Here is a 17,704-nt window from a genome sequence, read left to right as displayed (position 1 = left end):
AGATTTCTAACATGACACAGATCACAACCCGCTGTCCTTGAAATTATTTCATGATGTTGCGAAGTATGTCGTTGAATGTGCAAGGAAGGTGCTTATGCGTTTTTCGGCAACGGAGAGTAAAAAACCGGATAACGCCCTGGCTACCCGGCTTTGGAAGGAAAATTGACTTAGAAGTCGTAACGCAGACGCACCAGGTTCATATCGCCCAGGTTGTCGGTGCTGGAGGTAAAGACGTGTTCGTAATCCACACGGAAACCGTAATCCAACTGGAAGCTGATACCCACACCGTTGTCGGTACGCAGATAGTTACGACCATTCACGTATTCGATACGATCGCCCATAAAGTACGGCTGAACAGATTTCAGCGCATACTGACCAATCGGGAAGGTATAACCCGCGAAGTATTCCAGACCCCAGGCATCACCGGCAAAGTAGTCGTTAACCGAAACTTTTTTGGTGGTCATGAAGTTTTGATACCAGCCGCCGCCCATTGAGAAGGTCCAGTTGTCCGGTTTCCAGCTCAGTGCGGTACCGACGATGTTTTGATCGTAGGTTTTGCTGGTGTCGCCACGCATTTCCGCACGGGTGTAGTTCCACGCCGTACCCCAGGTCAGGTCATCGGTGATGTGGTAATCCACACCCAACGAGCCGCCGCCTTTACGCTTGTAGCGCAGGCCGTTGTTCGGGTTGTAATCATCGCTGAACAGATAAGACGCGTAGAGATCAACATCCCCCACCGTTTTCTTATACTTCAATGATTTACGTGTACGATAGGAACCGTCATAGTCGCCATTGATACCGTTACCTGGCGCCTGACCGATCATATCGTAATCCCAGATATCCGTTTTCGCCCCGACCACATCATAGTAAATACTGTTCTGTTGGCCGAAGGTCAGCGTACCCCAGGTCGCGCTCTTCAGACCGGTGTACAGCATACGACGCGTGGTATCGTTGGCGCCGTCAGCGTAGTGATTATCCCAGTTGAACATGGCCGGGAAGTTAACGCCCAGCTCGTAGTAGCTCACCCAACTGATATCATCAAACAGATAGTAGTCTGCGGCGAAGCGGAAACGCGTCCCGCCGTCGAAGCCATTACGTTTGTAGCCATTCTTACCATCGTCACCGGCCATATTCTGGAACTGCGGACGAATACTCCCGCCGACGGTGAAGTTAAGACGGCTCAGCGGATCGCCCGCCTGCGGATCTTGTTTCAGGATCGTGATTTCCGCCTGGGAAGCGAAAGTCGTTAATGCCACTGCTGCGCCGATCGATACCGCCAGCGCCGTTTTTTTTATAGTCATTATTTGTACCTTGATAGATAGCCTGCCAATTATTAAGCATACAAATATTAACGTTTATTAATACACTCGTGTTGCTGGGTTTTTATTGTTCTGTGCTGTTAAATATCAAGGGGTTATCAATTTGTGCTACATAGATAAAAAAACGCACCGATTTAAAAAACCGGTGCGTAATCATCACTGGCAGGAATTAATTACTGAACTGACGGAACAGCGCTTTACCTTTAAGCAGTCGTGAACCGAGCCATCCGCCGCATAAAGAGAGGAGCAATGCCCCACAAAGCGGCAGCACAACCCAAAGCCGCCAGTCTGGCTCCCACGGGAAGTCAAATACGCGGGTTTGCAATACAGCCAGCGCGGTTTCCGCACCGATGGCCGCCACCAGCCCGGCGACCATCCCGAGCATAGCGAACTCGCACCACAGCGTGGTACGCAGCAATTTCTTGCCTGCTCCCAGCGTGCGCCAGACCACCAGTTCCTGATGACGTTGACGCATCCCCACCTGAACCTGCGCCAACAGCAACAACATGCCGCAGGCGGTAACCAGCACCACCATCACTTCCAGCGCTCTACTTACCTGCTCCAGCACCTGGCCCACCTGTTTGAGGATGGCGCCAATATCCAGCAGGCTGATGGTCGGGAATTCGCGGTTAAGCTGCGTCAACATGCCGTTGCCGTTCTCCCAACGAAAGCTGGTTAACCAGCTCTGGGGCTGATCGTCCAGCGCCCCGGAAGGGAAAATAAAGAAGAAGTTAGGCCGCAGGCTTTCCCAGTCCACTTTACGCAGGCTGCTGACCGTGGCGCTGAAATCCTGGGTATCGCCCATAAAGGTCACCCGATCGCCGAGCTTCACGTTTAGCCGCTTCGCCAGCCCTTCTTCCATCGACACTTCACCCGCTTTTGGCGGCCAGCTTCCGGCGGTTATAGGGTTATGATCCGGGCGGGTATCCTGCCAGGTCAGATTAAGTTCGCGGTTAAGCGCCTCATCCTGATTTCCTTCGGTCGGCTTATCATTAATGGCTGTCAGACGCGCACGTACAATGGGATAGAACGATTCCGGGATCACCTGATGTTCCGACAGGAATGACTTCAGCGGTACAACCTGTTCACTGGCAATGTTGATCAAGAAATAATTTGGACTTTCCGGCGGCATTTGCTGCTGCCAGCGATCGAGCAGATCGCCGCGCAGCACCAGCAGCAGCGCCAGCAGCATAAAGGAAAGTGAAAATGCCGACAGTTGACTGAGCGTTGACCACGGCTGGCGCAACAGTCGACTGACCGCTAAACGCAACGGCAGCGAGGTGAGCGTCAGACCACGCAGCACGTTAAGCAGCATCCAACCGAGTACGCCGCACACCAGCGCCAGTACTACCGCACCGGCCAGCACAGCCCATAACAGCAGGCTTCCGCCCATCAGTCCAGCGAGCAGGACGACCACAACAACCAATACCACCGGCAAATAAAACTTCAGCGGCCAGACGTTTGCCACCACGTCACGGCGTAACACACGTAGCGGCTGCGTCGCCAGCAGTAGCCGATAAGGACGCAACCCTACCAACAGCGAAATTACCGTCATGGTGCCTAAGGCCCACAGCCACGGCCAGGGGCTGGCGGGCGGCAGATCGCCGGGCAGGACCGGCCTGAGTAACACCACCAGCGCGTGCTCAAATAACAGCCCGAAAAGCCCACCGGTCACGCCAGACAACGCCAGCACCATCAACCATTGACCAACAATCAGCCTACGCAGTTGCGCTCTGCCCGCGCCGAGGGTTTTCAGTATAGCCACCAGATCGTAACGGCTGCGGCAATAATGGCTCATCGCCACAGCAACCGCAGCGACCGCCAGCAGCAGCGTTAACAGCGCCGACAGCAGCAGAAACTGTTGTGAACGTTCAAGTGATTTCCCCAGCGCGCCTTCATCCTGCTCCAGCCCGTACCAGCGCTGTTCAGGCTTTAGCTGCGGCAACAGCCATTTTTCGTACGCGTCCAGTTGCTGCGGCGTTCCGCCAAATTTATAGCGCCATGTCACGCGGCTTCCCGGCTGGACCGCCGCCGTTTTTTCGACATCCGCCATGCTCATCATCAGGCGCGGCGCTATCTGGAACGGATTAAAACCGGAATCTGGCTCCTGCACCACCTCGCCGGCGATGCGCAGCGTGGCGTCTCCGACGTCAATGGAATCACCGATTTTTAGATTGAGCAGCGCCATCAGGCGTGGGGCCAGCAGCACCGAACCCGGCTGCAGTTTCAGCCCCGGCGGATTGGTCTGCAACGTGCCGTACATCGGATACACATCATCTACCGCTTTGACGTTCGCCAGCTGCGGCGTGTCACGGGCAAAAGTCATGGTCGCGAAAGTCAGCTGCTCGCCAACTTTCAACCCCCGCTGCCGCGCCTCGTCAATCCACGCTTTCGGCACGGTACGTGAACTTTGCAGCGCGCGATCTCCCGCCATAAACTCGCGGCTTTGCTGGCTCAGCCCTTTTTCCATACGGTCGCTGATGTTGCCCAGCGCCAGTACGCAGGCTACCGCCAGGCTCAGCGCCAGCCAGACAATCAGTAATGAAGGCGAGCGCCATTCGCGCCAGAACCAACGGGCAATCATGCCTCCTCCTGCAACTGTCCATTCACCAGACGTAAGCGCCGATCGCAACGCGCCGCCAGCTGCGGGTCATGCGTTACCAGAATCAGGGTGGTGCCGTGTTCCCGGTTCAGAGAAAACAACAGGTCGGCAATTTTGTCTCCGGTCTGGCGATCGAGGTTGCCCGTCGGCTCATCGGCAAACAGCACATCCGGACGCCCGTTAAAGGCCCGTGCCAGCGCCACGCGCTGCTGCTCCCCGCCGGAAAGCTGGGCCGGAAGATGATCCAGACGTTTTCCCAGCCCAAGTTGCTCGAGCAGCGTTTTTGCCCCGTCGCGGCTTTTACCACTATTTTCGCCACGCAGCAACGCGGGCAGTTCGACGTTTTCCAGCGCGTTCAGGGTCGGGATTAACATGAATGACTGGAAAACGAATCCCACATGTTTTGCCCGCAGCTGCGCCCGGGCTTCTTCATCCATGGTATGTAGCGCCTGCCCCACCAGGCTGACTTCACCGCTGGAACCATCGTCCAGCCCGGCGAGGATCGCCAGCAGCGTGGATTTCCCCGATCCCGACTCGCCAATCAGCGCAATGGTCTCGGCGCGTTTGACAACCAGTTCAACTCCGGTAAGGATGGATAGCTCATGATCACCCTGACCGACGGATTTCTTAAGATGATGAACTTCAACAATGTTTTCCGCTGGCATTGGCCTTTCCTGTTCCTGGTCCTGTTAACTTTCCGCGCCGCCGCTGCGGACACGTTATTAATTCTGGGTGACAGCCTGAGCGCCGGATACCGTATGTCCGCCAGCGCCGCATGGCCTGCGCTACTTAATGATAAATGGCAAACCAAAACGCCGGTGGTGAATGCCAGCATTAGCGGCGACACCTCGCAGCAGGGCCTGGCCCGTCTGCCTGCATTACTCAAGCAGCACCAGCCGCGTTGGGTACTGGTCGAACTTGGCGGCAACGATGGCCTGCGCGGCTTTGCGCCTGCGCAAACCGAACAAACCCTGCGCACGATTTTGCAGGACGTGAAAGCGGCAAATGCCGAACCGCTATTAATGCAAATTCGTCTGCCGGCAAACTACGGTCGCCGTTATAATGAAACCTTTAGCGCGATTTATCCAAAGCTCGCCAAAGAGTTTGATATCCCTCTGCTGCCCTTTTTTATGGAAGAGGTTTATCTGAAACCCCAGTGGATGCAGGATGATGGTATTCACCCTAATCGTGACGCCCAGCCGTTTATTGCCGACTGGATGGCGCAACATCTCACTCCTCTAGTTAATCACGACTCGTAATTCAACGGAGATCCTGACAGGTAAAGTTATGCAAAAATCGGTCTTAATAACAGGATGTTCCAGCGGAATCGGCCTGGAAAGCGCACTTGAGCTAAAGCGCCAGGGTTTTCAAATTCTGGCCGGCTGCCGCAAACCTGACGATGTCGCGCGTATGAACAGCATGGGATTCACCGGCGTATTGCTGGATCTGGATTCACCCGAAAGCGTGGATCGCGCCGCCGATGAGGTGATCGCCCTGACCGATAATCGTTTATATGGGATCTTTAACAACGCCGGATACGGCGTCTACGGCCCACTGCCCACGATTAGCCGCGAGCAGATGGAGCAGCAGTTTTCCGCCAACTTCTTTGGCGCGCATCAGCTCACCATGCGCCTGTTGCCCGCCATGCTACCTCACGGCGAAGGACGCATCGTGATGACCTCCTCGGTAATGGGATTGATCTCCACACCGGGACGTGGCGCCTATGCCGCCAGTAAATATGCGCTGGAAGCCTGGTCCGACGCGCTGCGTATGGAGCTGCGTCACAGTGGGATTAAGGTCAGCCTGATTGAACCGGGCCCCATCCGCACCCGTTTTACCGAAAACGTCAACCAGACGCAAAGCGATGCCCCCGTGGAAAATCCCGGCATTGCCGCGCGGTTTACGCTGGGACCACAAGCGGTTGTCGCCAAAGTGCGTCACGCGTTCGAAAGCGACAAACCGAAGCTACGTTATCCGGTTACGCTGGTGACCTGGGCCATTATGCTGCTTAAACGCCTGCTGCCAGGCCGCATAATGGACAAAATTTTACAGGGTTGAGTTGAAGCTCGCGCGTCAGCCCCCATGTAACAAGAAATCGACAAAAGAGAGTAACTCCATGTCCACACAGAATATTGTTAACATTAATGAATCGAACCTGCAGCAGACCCTTGAACAGTCGATGACCACACCGGTCCTGTTCTATTTTTGGTCTGAGCGCAGCCAGCATTGTCTGCAATTAACGCCGGTGCTGGAGAGCCTTGCCGCCCAGTATAATGGTCAGTTTATTCTCGCTAAGCTCGACTGCGACGCGGAACAGATGATCGCCTCCCAGTTTGGACTGCGCGCGATCCCAACGGTTTATCTGTTCCAGAACGGTCAGCCGGTAGATGGCTTCCAGGGTCCGCAGCCAGAAGAGGTTATTCGCGCGCTGCTGGAGAAAGTGCTGCCGAGCGAAGAAGAGCTGAAAGCACGCCAGGCTATCGAGTTTATCGAAGCCGGTAATCACGCGGATGCGCTGCCGCTGCTGAAAGAAGCCTGGCAAATCTCCAACCAGAGCAGCGAAATCGGCCTGCTGCTGGCGGAAACGCAAATCGCCCTCAATCGTTCTGACGATGCCGAAGCGGTGCTGAAAACGATTCCGTTACAAGATCAGGATACCCGTTATCAGGGGCTGGTGGCACAGATTGAACTGCTGAAGCAGGCGGCGGATACGCCGGAAATCCAACAGTTGCAGCAACAGGTTGCCAGCAACCCGCAGGATGCCGCGCTGGCCACGCAATTAGCCATTCAACTCCATCAGGTCGGACGTAACGAAGAATCGCTGGAATTGCTGTTCAGCCACCTGAAGAAAGATCTTACCGCTGCCGACGGTCAGGCGCGTAAGACCTTCCAGGAGATCCTTGCCGCGCTGGGAACCGGCGATGCGCTGGCCTCGAAATACCGCCGCCAGTTGTACGCGCTGCTGTACTAATCCGTTTGATTTTGCCCGATGGCGCTTGCGCTTATCGGGCCTGGAAATTCAACAAATACCGCTCCCTCCGGCATCACATCACGTCTTCTTCAAATGCGTTACGACTAATTGGTGGCGTGAATTATAGAACTTCCGATAGGTCAGGTAGCAGGCAATAATGGTTGACAGGCTGGCGGTCGAAAGCAGCATAAACGTCACCATAATCTGATACTTAATCGCTTTTACCGGGTCAATACCGGCAAAAATCAACCCAGACATCATTCCCGGTAAACTCACCAACCCCACGGTTTTGGCAGAATCGATCGTCGGGATCAGCGAGGCGCGAATGCTGTCGCGAATCAGCGGCGCGGAAGCAACCTTCGGCGTCGCGCCGAGGCTGAGCTTTTCCTGGATTTGCTGCTGTTCACTGTTAAACCGCTGCCCCAGATTGTTGTAACACAGCCCCACCGCCACCATCGCATTGCCTGCAATCATCCCGGAAATTGGGATCACCTGCATCGGCGTGAACTCGATAGAGCCGGACAACACCAGTACCGACAGCGTCAACCCCGCCCCAACCGTAATGGCAATAAACGACGAGAGAAAAGCGTTATCAATATATTTACTGCGTTTTTGCGCGTTATAGGCGGCGTTAAAACAGATAAACAGCACCATTAATAAGGTCAGAATGCTGTGATTGACGCCGAAAATATATTTCAGCACATAGCCGACGATAATAAGCTGAACCACCGCCCGGCAAACGCTCCAGAGAATATCTTTTTCCAGCGCCAGCTTTTCTTTGTTACTGATCAGTATGGCGACCACCACCAGCATCATCGCTAACGCCAGTGATTCATTGGTAATATTATGCTCGTTCATTGCTGACTTCCTGCATTTCTCCGGCGTGCGGTTGAAGAGTTATGACATTATCCGCGTGATTAATCTCATCTTTATCGTGCGTCACCCACAGCACGGCAATTTTCTTGTCGCGAACATAGTGGTGAATTAATTCATTCACGTTACGTTTGTTGGACTCATCCAGCGCGCTGGTGATTTCATCAAGCAGCAGGATTTTAGGCAGAAACTGCAAATTACGAATTAACGAGACGCGCTGTTTTTCCCCGCCGGACAGTTCATTGATCCCTTTTTTGAGGATACTCTCGGGCAACTCAAAACGGGCCAGGTCTTCCAGAAATACATCCGGTTCCGGGCGTTTATCGCGAATTTGCCAGGGAAAAATGAGGTTGTCGTAGACGGTGTCACCAAACAAAGCGGGCGTTTGCGCGCAATAAGAGACCTGCTGGCGATAAGCTTCAGGCTTTAGCGTTGATATCTCCTTGCCCTCAAAAAGGATTTCACCGGAACTCGGGCTAATTAACGACGCCACTATCTTCAGTAACGTACTTTTACCGCAGCCGGACTGGCCGGTAATCAGCTTAAATTCTCCGGCATCGAGATTAAAACAGATGTTATTGAGAACCTGCGTCGCCCCTGCCTGCCATGCGACATTTTTCAACTGAAGCAAAATGCTGCTTTCTTCCATTATCGATCCTTTTTTCCTCTTTCGTGCAGACAGTCTATACCCAAAATAATTCGAGTTGCATGAAGGCGGCAAGTGAGTGACAAATTCGTCAGGAACGAATTTGAACAGTCAAAGGCTGGCCTTCGGTGAGGGACATGGATGTCCCTCATTAATCTCCAGGAGCATAGCTAACTATGTGACTGGAGTGAACGACAAATCTGCCGGGAGCAGATTTGAACGCTGCTTACAGCGGCCCCGCAGGGGCGAGGCCCAAGGATGGGCCGAATAACGTAGCTAACGCACATGCAGCTTGAAGTATGAAGGGTATATTCCTGTAATTTATTATAGGGGAGCCACCTTGATTAATCGGGTATAATTTGACTAATGAAGCAGTAAAGGACAGCACAACAGGAGGTTTCATCAATGCTCATTTTTATTCCTATTCTTATTTTTGTCGCGCTGGTCATCGTCGGCGCAGGCGTCAAAATCGTCCCACAGGGATACCAGTGGACGGTGGAGCGTTTCGGACGTTACACCAAAACTCTGCAACCTGGGTTAAGCCTTGTTGTGCCGTTCATGGATCGTATTGGTCGTAAGATCAACATGATGGAGCAGGTGCTTGATATCCCCTCTCAGGAAGTCATCTCCAAAGATAACGCCAACGTCTCGATTGATGCTGTGTGCTTTATTCAGGTGATCGACGCGCCGAAAGCGGCATATGAAGTCAGTAACCTCGAACTGGCAATCATCAACCTGACCATGACCAACATTCGTACCGTTCTCGGCTCGATGGAGCTTGATGAAATGCTCTCCCAGCGTGACAACATCAACACGCGCCTGCTGCATATTGTTGATGAGGCCACCAATCCCTGGGGCATCAAAATCACCCGTATTGAGATTCGTGACGTGCGTCCACCGGCGGAACTGATTGACGCCATGAACGCGCAGATGAAAGCCGAACGTACCAAGCGCGCCTACATTCTGGAAGCAGAAGGTATCCGCCAGGCGGAAATCGTCAAGGCGGAGGGTGAGAAGCAGTCGAAAATCCTGATAGCGGAAGGTGAACGTCAGTCCGCGTTTTTACAGGCTGAAGCGCGTGAACGTTCCGCGGAAGCAGAAGCCCGCGCAACGCAGATGGTTTCTGAAGCCATTGCCGCCGGGGATATCCAGGCCGTGAACTACTTCGTGGCGCAGAAATACACCGAAGCGTTGCAGCATATCGGTTCGTCGAATAACAGCAAAGTGGTGATGATGCCGCTGGATGCCAGCAGCCTGATGGGTTCCATTGCCGGGATCGCGGAACTGGTTAAGGACAGCGCTAGCGAGCGGAAAAAATCATGATAGCGATGATTCTGGTACATCCGCACATCTTCTGGCTCAGCCTCGGCGGTCTGTTGCTCGCCGCCGAGATGCTGGGCGGCAACGGTTATTTGCTATGGAGCGGCGTGGCAGCGGTGCTAACCGGACTGGTGGTTTGGCTCGTCCCGCTCGACTGGGCGTGGCAGGGAGCGATGTTTGCTGTACTCACGCTGCTGGCGGCCTGGCTGTGGTGGAAGTGGCTGGCAAAACGCGTGAAAGAGCAGAAACCAGCCAACAGCCATCTTAACCAGCGCGGTCAGCAGTTGATTGGCCGTCGATTTATTCTGGAAAGCGCTCTGGTCAATGGTCGCGGACATATGCGCGTCGGCGACAGTTCGTGGCCCGTCAGCGCCCGCGACGATTTGAGCGCGGGAACGCAGGTTGAAGTCATTGCCGTTGAGGGAATTACCCTGATTATCAAAGCGGTACCACACTAAAATAGACAGGAATTCAGACTATGATCAGGAAGACGTCTCTCGCCGTTGCCCTTTGTTCTTTGCTGGCTGGCGCGCCTCAGGCATTCGCCTCCTTCGATATGGAAGACTGCAAATGGAGCGACGACAGCTGCCTGCTGAAAGGAACGCCGACCTTTAACCCGGAAAACGACAGCCGCGACAACCTGCTGCGGCTGCTGAGCCAGGAAAAAGCATTTGATCTGCCCGTGCAGTCGATGCCTGAAGATATCACCCGCTCCCGCGATTTCTATTTTGCGTATCATCCGCAGTGGGATGAAACAGCCCCACAACCAGCCTCTGCCCCGGTATCCGCTGAAGATAGCCCCCTCTCCCGACAGATGGCCGAGCTGAACATTAATGCGGATGAAGCCAATCTCAACGACGCTGAGCATGAGAACCGTCATGTTTCGAATAATACCGAGAGCGTCAGCCAGTATTTTGCCACACTGCTGGCCGATGCCACGTTAACAGCAGAGCAACGCCAGGCCTTAGCGCAAGCGCGTATGGGGCTGTTCTCCGACGCGACCCGCGAACAGATTGAGTCATCTCTCGCCACTCTCCCGGCGGATTCGCCAGCTCAACACTACAAAAGTTATCTCGCGGCAGCCGCCAGTTTCTATGCGGGTGATTATGCCAGCGCCGAACGGGATTTCACTCAGCTCGCTAAAAGCGATCGCCCGTGGCTGGCGGAGACCGCGCAATACATGCTGATGCGTACGGCGCTGAACAAGAGCAGTCAGAACAGCGTGGGCGAATATGGCGATTTTGATATCGCTAAAATTAACCGCGAGGACGCCTCTCAGGCTCAGACGCTGGCGCAAGCCTATCTGCAACGCTGGCCGCAAGGACTCTACGCCGACTCCACCCGCGGTATGTTGCGTCGTATTAACTGGTATTTACAGGCATGGCCGCAACTGGCCGGGTTGTATGAGCAGACGCTCCAGCAGGCGGCTGACGCGCAGCAGCTGCGTAAAATTGTCATCGAATACGATAATGTCTACGGCATGGCGTTTTACGAGCAATCCGTGCTGGAAGCCTTCCCCGATGCGCCGCGAGTCAGCTACATCGAACTGTTACGCGCGCTGCGTCTGAATAGCGATAACAAACCCACGCTGACCCAGGCGCAACTCGACGCCAGCAAGCCGGTGTTTGAGCAGAGCCAAAAACTGCCGCTGTGGCGCGATCTGCAACTGAATCTGTGGCTGGCAACGGGCAACTATGCGGCGATTATCCAGGCGGTCGCGCCAGCGCAAAAACTGGCACCGCGCGATACGCTGGCCTTCAGCGAGCAGGTGCTGTACGGCGAAGCGCTGATGGGCCAGAAGAATTGGGCCGCGGCGCGTGATTTCTGGCAGCAGTTGCTGACTCTCAGCCAGGACAACGAACAGCGGCAGTATGTACAGGCTAAGCTCGCCGCCACGCTGGTTTATAGCGGTGACGTAGCGGCAATCTTCGCCCCGGAAAGCGCCGTGACCAACCTGCGCTTTCGCTCGCAGGTGCTGAAAACACAGGCCACACTGGAACAACTGCGCCAGCAGGCCGTCCATGGGCCCAATAACGAAGAGCGTACCATCGCCCTGCATACGCTGCTGGTACGGGATCTTACCGAGAATCGTTTTGGCGACTGGTTAAACGATAAAAAGCTTGTCAGCGACATCACGCCGCCGGTCATTGACGAGGCGTTTAACGACGTCAACCTGAGCACTTTTGACTGGAACGGCGATGCGGCTCAGGCCGGTTACACCTGCCGCAGCCTCAATGCAACGGTAACGGTCCTGAGCAAAAAAGCGGATGATGCCCACGCACTGAACTGTTTAGGTGAATTTTTCCGTACCACGCAAACGCATGTCGACCTCTGGAAAAACAGCACCGGCAACGATGTGCTTGAAGCCGCAATTTCTCGTAAGCAACCGTTCGGCCAGTTCGACAGGCAAAGCTACTATCAGCAGATAATCACCTCACCCACCGCGGAAGTCGAAGATAAGAGCTTCGCACTGTATCGCGCCATCATGTGCTATGCGCCATCTGGCTCTAACGAATGTGGCGGTGAAGACGTGGATAAACAGCAGCGTAAGGGCTGGTTCACCCAACTGAAAACGCAGTATCCGGGAAGCCCGTGGGCGCAAAAACTCAAATATTACTGGTAACCGCGCTACTGGCGGGCCAGGCACAGGCGGCGGATATCGTCGCCGCGCGTGACCATCCGGCCTTCTGGCTGTGGTCCGGAGTGAAAGCCAGTGACGAGCTGAAAAACGCGCAAACGGTCTATCTGCATCAGGGCGAGGTGCTGGTTCGGTCGGGTAACGTGGTTTTCCAGCGCCTGGGACTGCCGGTCAGTCGACTGACTTTTCCCTCAATCTGGCTGACGGTCCGCTTTACCACGCTCGACGTGCCGGAGGTGATTCCTGCCCGTATCATACGGCTGATGCAACGCTGGCAGAACGCTGGCAACCACGTCATCGGCCTGCAGGTTGATTTTGACGCGGCGACCCACCAGCTAACCGATTACGCCCGTTTTCTACAGCAGCTACGCCAACAGCTACCGGCCGAGTTTGCGCTTGGCGTGACCGGACTACTGGATTGGGCCAAAACGGGCGACGTCGCCACATTAAACGCGCTGGCGGTTGATGAACTGGTAGTGCAGAGCTATCAGGGACGGCGCACGGTGCCGAATTACCAGGCGTATCTGCCTGCGCTCAGCCGCCTGCGCATTCCATTTAAGCTGGGACTGGTGCAAAACGGTAGCCGGGATCTGCAGGCTGAAGCGCAGCTGGAGAAATCCCCGTGGTACCGCGGCACGGTGGTGTTTATGCTTAATCCCCCTCGCCGTTAAACCTTCGCTTTGTGATGACAGCAGCCAGAAAGATTATCCATGATCGGGCATTCGGCGCTGTCATCGCCAGGGCAACTCTCCGCCAGCGCCAGTAAATGCAGGCGCATGGCCTGTAGCTCGCTGATATGCCGCTCGATGTCCGCGACTTTTTCTAATGTGCGTTTTTTTACGTCCGCGCTGTGACGCGCCGGATCGTTAAACAGGTTTACCAGCTCACCGCACTCTTCCAGGTTAAAACCAACCTGCCGCGCCTGACGCAGCAGCGTCAGTTCATTCAGATGCTGTTGGTTGTATGTACGATAGCCATTTTCGCTACGCAGCGGCGGCGTCACTAACCCTTTTTCTTCATAAAAGCGTATCGCTTTGCTGGTTAAACCGGTTTTTTTAGCAACATCGGATATATTCATCTCTTCTCCCTTGACCTTCCCCTTGATGGAAGGTTTAACCTTTATAACAGTTAGTCAAAACGATTGCCAAGGTCAATAAGTAACCGACCATTCATAGAGGAAATTAGTTATGTCTCAAACAATCGATCTAACCCTGGACGGCCTGTCCTGCGGTCACTGCGTAAAACGCGTTAAAGAGAGTCTGGAGCAACGCCCGGACGTTGAGCAAGCGGATGTCACTGTGACTGAAGCGCACATCACCGGGAGCGCCAGTGCACAAGCGCTGATTGAAACCATCAAACAAGCCGGTTACGGCGCGGAGTTAAGCCACCCAAAGGCTAAACCGCTGACGGAGTCATCAATCCCGTCGGAAGCACTGGCAGCGGTCCCTTCCGAGCTTCCGGCAGCTACGGCTGATGATGACAGCCAACAGTTGCTGTTAAACGGCATGAGCTGCGCCAGTTGTGTGACCCGCGTACAAAATGCTCTGCAAAGCGTACCCGGCGTCACCCAGGCACGGGTAAACCTGGCGGAACGTACTGCGCTGGTAATGGGCAGTGCGTCCGCCGCAGATTTAGTGCAGGCGGTGGAAAAAGCGGGCTACGGCGCTGAAGCTATAGAAGATGACGCGAAGCGCCGCGAGCGCCAGCAGGAAACCGCCGTTGCGACCATGAAACGTTTTCGCTGGCAGGCAGCCGTCGCGCTGCTGTTGGGTATTCCGGTCATGGTGTGGGGAATGATTGGTGATAACATGATGGTGAGTGACGACAACCGCAGCCTGTGGCTGGCGATTGGTCTGGCAACGCTTGCCGTGATGGTTTTCGCCGGCGGTCACTTTTACCGCAATGCGTGGAAAAGCCTGATGAATGGCACCGCGACCATGGATACGCTGGTGGCGCTGGGTACGGGGGTGGCATGGCTCTATTCCATGAGCGTCAACCTCTGGCCGCAGTGGTTTCCGATGGAAGCGCGACACCTTTATTATGAAGCCAGTGCGATGATTATCGGTCTGATTAACCTCGGACATATGCTGGAAGCGCGGGCTCGCCAACGCTCCTCCAAAGCGCTGGAAAAACTGCTCGATCTGACACCGCCAACCGCACGCGTCGTCACCGATGAAGGTGAAAAGAGTGTGCCGCTGGCTGACGTTCAGGCGGGAATGTTGCTGCGCCTGACCACCGGCGACCGGGTTCCGGTCGATGGCGAAATCACTCAGGGCGAAGCCTGGCTGGATGAAGCCATGCTGACCGGGGAGCCGATCCCGCAACAAAAAGGCGAAGGCGATAGCGTCCACGCCGGTACGGTCGTACAGGACGGCAGCGTGCTATTCCGCGCCAGCGCCGTAGGCAGCCATACCACGCTGTCGCGCATTATTCGCATGGTGCGCCAGGCGCAAAGCAGTAAACCGGAGATTGGCAAACTGGCTGACCGCATCTCCTCGGTATTCGTTCCTGTGGTGGTCGTTATTGCGCTGGTTAGCGCAGCTATCTGGTATTTCTTCGGACCGGCGCCACAAATTGTCTATACGCTGGTGATTGCCACCACCGTTCTGATTATTGCCTGCCCTTGTGCACTGGGCCTGGCGACGCCAATGTCGATTATTTCCGGTGTTGGGCGCGCCGCTGAGTTTGGGGTACTGGTACGCGATGCCGATGCGCTGCAGCGCGCCAGTACGCTCGATACCATTGTGTTTGATAAAACCGGGACGCTGACTGAAGGTAAGCCACAGGTTGTCGCCATCAAAACGTTTGGCAATACCGATGAAGCGCTGGCGATTCGCCTGGCTGCGGCCCTTGAACAGGGTTCCAGTCACCCGCTGGCCAGGGCGATTCTGGACAAAGCCGGTGATGTCACGTTGCCGCAGGTCAACGGGTTCCGTACGCTACGCGGTTTGGGCGTCAGTGGCGAAACGGAAGGTCACATGCTGCTGCTGGGAAACCAGGCGCTGCTCAATGAACAGCAGGTAGATACCACTGAAATGGAAGCTGAGATTACCGCTCAAGCCTCCCAAGGGACAACGCCGGTACTGCTGGCGATTGACGGTAAAGCGGCGGCGCTGTTAGCGGTGCGCGATCCACTGCGTAGCGACAGCGTGGCGGCCCTGCAGCGTCTGCATCGTGCCGGGTATCGTCTGGTCATGCTCACCGGTGATAACCCAACGACCGCCAACGCCATTGCCAAAGAGGCAGGTATTGATGAGGTGATTGCGGGCGTTCTGCCGGACGGCAAAGCCGAGGCGATTAAGCGTCTGCAAAGCCAGGGACGTCAGGTTGCCATGGTTGGTGACGGTATCAACGATGCGCCTGCGCTGGCGCAGGCCGATGTAGGAATTGCCATGGGTGGCGGCAGCGATGTGGCGATTGAAACCGCCGCGATTACGCTGATGCGTCATAGCCTGATGGGCGTTGCGGATGCGCTGTCTATCTCACGGGCAACGCTGCGCAACATGAAGCAGAACCTGCTCGGCGCATTTATCTATAATAGCATCGGTATCCCCGTTGCTGCCGGGATCCTGTGGCCGTTCACCGGAACGCTGCTCAACCCGGTGGTTGCCGGCGCAGCGATGGCACTCTCCTCCATTACCGTGGTAAGCAACGCTAACCGTCTGCTACGCTTCAAACCGAAAGAGTAAGCCTTTGCCGGATGGCGCTATCAACCGCGCTATCCGGCAATTCACGCGTTGCACCTTCCCGGACCACGCGCTAGCATGGAAGTCCACTTAGGGAGGTCGTATGGATTTGTTATACCGGGTAAAAAAATTATGGTCTGCACTGCACGGCAACCACTATACCTGGCCCGCCATTGACATCTCTTTACCCGGTAACCGCCATTTTCATCTGATTGGCAGTATTCACATGGGTAGCCGTGATATGGCGCCTCTGCCTGCCAAATTACTCAAAAAGCTCAATCGTGCTGATGCGCTGATTGTCGAAGCCGATGTTTCCGGCGATGACGCGCCATTTGCTGATCTTCCGACCTTTGCCGCCCTGGAAGAACGCATCAGTGAAGAGCAATTAGATAATCTGCGTAAAGTCACCAATGAATTGGGCATTTCCCCTTCCCTATTATCGACGCAACCTCTGTGGCAAATAGCCATGGTATTACAGGCGACGCAGGCACAACAGCTGGGGTTGCGGGCGGAATACGGGATTGATTACCAACTGCTGAAAGCGGCAAAACAGGCTCACAAACCGGTGATCGAGCTGGAAGGTTCATCCAGTCAAATCGAGCTGCTATGCCAGTTACCCGATAATGGCCAGGCTCTTCTGGATGATACCCTGACGCACTGGCATACCAACGCCAGGTTGTTGCAACAAATGATGGGCTGGTGGCTTAAAACGCCGCCGCGCGATAGCGAATTGACGCTTCCTAATACTTTCAGCCAGTCGTTATATGACGTATTGATGCATCAGCGCAATGTCGCCTGGCGCGATCGACTCAGGGCGATGCCAGCCGGCCATTATGTGGTGGCCGTAGGCGCACTGCATCTGTACGGAGAAGGTAATTTGCCGGAGATGTTACGGTAAAAAAAATGGCCAATATTTCTATTGGCCCGTCAAAGAGGAATTTCATCATTATTATGATCCCGGTGCTTAAAGCATCGGTGTAGGTCGATTGTCGCTCAAAGTCATCATCCTGCCAATACTATTGCGCAAGATGGTACTATTTTTTAGACCGCCATCAGGCGTATGCTTGTCTCGTATTTTGTCTGGGCCAGGAAAAATTGCTATGACACCCGCCGTTAAATTACTCGAAAAAAACAAAATTTCTTTCCAGATCCACACCTACGATCACGATCCGTCCGAAACAAACTTTGGTGACGAAGTAGTACGCAAGTTAGGTCTGAATGCAGACCAGGTTTACAAAACGCTGCTGGTTGCCGTAAATGGCGATATGAAGCATCTGGCCGTTGCCGTCACGCCGGTGGCGGGTCAATTGGATCTTAAAAAAGTCGCCAAAGCGTTAGGGGCCAAAAAGGTCGATATGGCCGATCCAATGGTTGCGCAGCGAACAACGGGGTATCTGGTAGGCGGTATCAGCCCGCTGGGACAGAAAAAAAGATTGCCGACACTCATCGACGCCCCAGCCCAAACGTTTGACACCATTTATGTCTCCGGTGGCAAACGCGGGCTGGATATCGAACTCGCTGCCGGCGATCTGGCGAAAATTCTGGATGCGAAGTTAGCCGACATCGCCCGCCGGGATTAAGCGGTTTTAGCATGGTGCCCGATGACGCTACGCAAATCAGGCCGACATACGAATACTCTACAGGGCGTT

16 protein-coding genes are annotated in these 17,704 nt (G+C 54.9%); 10 read left to right on the top strand and 6 right to left on the bottom strand.

Annotation, left to right across the window (positions count from 1 at the left end; all coding sequences use genetic code 11):
- Positions 1-167: 167 nt before the first annotated feature.
- The 3 genes from OOJ59_RS01635 to ybbA form a co-directional block, all read right to left on the bottom strand.
- The gene (locus OOJ59_RS01635) at positions 168-1,301 is read right to left on the bottom strand and encodes a porin (RefSeq protein WP_069323985.1); all 1,134 of its coding nucleotides are present in this window, start codon (positions 1,299-1,301) and stop codon (positions 168-170) included.
- Between the two features lie 187 nt (positions 1,302-1,488).
- Positions 1,489-3,903, bottom strand: a complete 2,415-nt coding sequence (gene ybbP / locus OOJ59_RS01630) for a putative ABC transporter permease subunit YbbP (protein ID WP_160955627.1) — start codon at positions 3,901-3,903, stop codon at positions 1,489-1,491.
- Positions 3,900-4,586 (bottom strand): putative ABC transporter ATP-binding protein YbbA, encoded by a 687-nt coding sequence (ybbA, locus tag OOJ59_RS01625; protein ID WP_038638411.1) that lies wholly within the window; start codon positions 4,584-4,586, stop codon positions 3,900-3,902. The genes ybbP and ybbA overlap by 4 nt, the downstream gene beginning before the upstream one ends.
- Here ybbA and tesA point away from each other — a divergent pair.
- The 3 genes from tesA to OOJ59_RS01610 are packed head-to-tail and all read left to right on the top strand — an operon-like array spanning position 4,554 to position 6,892.
- Positions 4,554-5,180 (top strand): multifunctional acyl-CoA thioesterase I/protease I/lysophospholipase L1, encoded by a 627-nt coding sequence (gene tesA, locus OOJ59_RS01620; RefSeq protein WP_003021850.1) that lies wholly within the window; start codon positions 4,554-4,556, stop codon positions 5,178-5,180. The two genes, ybbA and tesA, sit on opposite strands and share 33 nt — an antisense overlap.
- 28 nt (positions 5,181-5,208) lie before the next feature.
- A complete protein-coding gene (locus tag OOJ59_RS01615) occupies positions 5,209-5,979 on the top strand; it encodes an SDR family oxidoreductase (protein WP_150344751.1) in 771 nt (256 codons plus the stop codon).
- Between the two features lie 58 nt (positions 5,980-6,037).
- Positions 6,038-6,892: a co-chaperone YbbN gene (locus OOJ59_RS01610; RefSeq protein WP_003847508.1), complete on the top strand. Its 855-nt coding sequence runs from the start codon at positions 6,038-6,040 to the stop codon at positions 6,890-6,892.
- A gap of 78 nt (positions 6,893-6,970) precedes the next feature.
- Here OOJ59_RS01610 and fetB read toward each other — a convergent pair whose 3' ends face one another.
- Together fetB and fetA are read right to left on the bottom strand one after the other, a co-directional pair.
- Positions 6,971-7,750: an iron efflux ABC transporter permease subunit FetB gene (fetB, locus tag OOJ59_RS01605; protein ID WP_038638405.1), complete on the bottom strand. Its 780-nt coding sequence runs from the start codon at positions 7,748-7,750 to the stop codon at positions 6,971-6,973.
- Positions 7,737-8,414, bottom strand: a complete 678-nt coding sequence (gene fetA / locus OOJ59_RS01600) for an iron efflux ABC transporter ATP-binding subunit FetA (RefSeq protein WP_085047614.1) — start codon at positions 8,412-8,414, stop codon at positions 7,737-7,739. Before fetA ends, fetB begins: the two co-directional genes overlap by 14 nt.
- Before the next feature lie 402 nt (positions 8,415-8,816).
- Here fetA and OOJ59_RS01595 point away from each other — a divergent pair, with 402 nt between their 5' ends.
- Genes OOJ59_RS01595 through OOJ59_RS01580 form a run of 4 tightly spaced genes read left to right on the top strand, consistent with a single transcriptional unit; the run spans position 8,817 to position 13,040 of the window.
- Positions 8,817-9,734 (top strand): SPFH domain-containing protein, encoded by a 918-nt coding sequence (locus OOJ59_RS01595; protein WP_003831073.1) that lies wholly within the window; start codon positions 8,817-8,819, stop codon positions 9,732-9,734.
- On the top strand, positions 9,731-10,189 hold the full coding sequence (locus OOJ59_RS01590; protein ID WP_160955628.1) for an NfeD family protein: 459 nt from the start codon (positions 9,731-9,733) through the stop codon (positions 10,187-10,189). The genes OOJ59_RS01595 and OOJ59_RS01590 overlap by 4 nt, the downstream gene beginning before the upstream one ends.
- 20 nt (positions 10,190-10,209) lie before the next feature.
- Complete coding sequence (locus tag OOJ59_RS01585; RefSeq protein ID WP_160955629.1) at positions 10,210-12,354, top strand: hypothetical protein; 2,145 nt, start codon at positions 10,210-10,212, stop codon at positions 12,352-12,354.
- Complete coding sequence (locus OOJ59_RS01580; protein WP_160955630.1) at positions 12,324-13,040, top strand: DUF3142 domain-containing protein; 717 nt, start codon at positions 12,324-12,326, stop codon at positions 13,038-13,040. The genes OOJ59_RS01585 and OOJ59_RS01580 overlap by 31 nt, the downstream gene beginning before the upstream one ends.
- Here OOJ59_RS01580 and cueR read toward each other — a convergent pair.
- Positions 13,037-13,447 (bottom strand): Cu(I)-responsive transcriptional regulator, encoded by a 411-nt coding sequence (gene cueR / locus OOJ59_RS01575; protein WP_069323978.1) that lies wholly within the window; start codon positions 13,445-13,447, stop codon positions 13,037-13,039. The genes OOJ59_RS01580 and cueR overlap by 4 nt on opposite strands.
- 109 nt (positions 13,448-13,556) lie before the next feature.
- Here cueR and copA point away from each other — a divergent pair, with 109 nt between their 5' ends.
- The 3 genes from copA (at position 13,557) to ybaK (ending at position 17,635) form a co-directional block, all read left to right on the top strand.
- Entirely contained in the window at positions 13,557-16,058 is a 2,502-nt protein-coding gene (gene copA, locus OOJ59_RS01570) for a copper-exporting P-type ATPase CopA (protein ID WP_069323977.1), read from the top strand.
- Positions 16,059-16,158: 100 nt separating this feature from the next.
- On the top strand, positions 16,159-16,953 hold the full coding sequence (locus OOJ59_RS01565) for a TraB/GumN family protein (RefSeq protein WP_085047617.1): 795 nt from the start codon (positions 16,159-16,161) through the stop codon (positions 16,951-16,953).
- Between the two features lie 202 nt (positions 16,954-17,155).
- Positions 17,156-17,635, top strand: a complete 480-nt coding sequence (gene ybaK / locus OOJ59_RS01560; RefSeq protein WP_160955631.1) for a Cys-tRNA(Pro)/Cys-tRNA(Cys) deacylase YbaK — start codon at positions 17,156-17,158, stop codon at positions 17,633-17,635.
- Positions 17,636-17,704 lie beyond the last annotated feature (69 nt).

The organism is Citrobacter sp. W9 (assembly GCF_026719375.1).
In the GTDB taxonomy this organism is placed as follows: domain Bacteria; phylum Pseudomonadota; class Gammaproteobacteria; order Enterobacterales; family Enterobacteriaceae; genus Citrobacter; species Citrobacter werkmanii.
The sequence above is the reverse complement of the archived record's forward strand: the minus strand, read 5'-3'. Positions and strand labels throughout refer to the sequence as shown.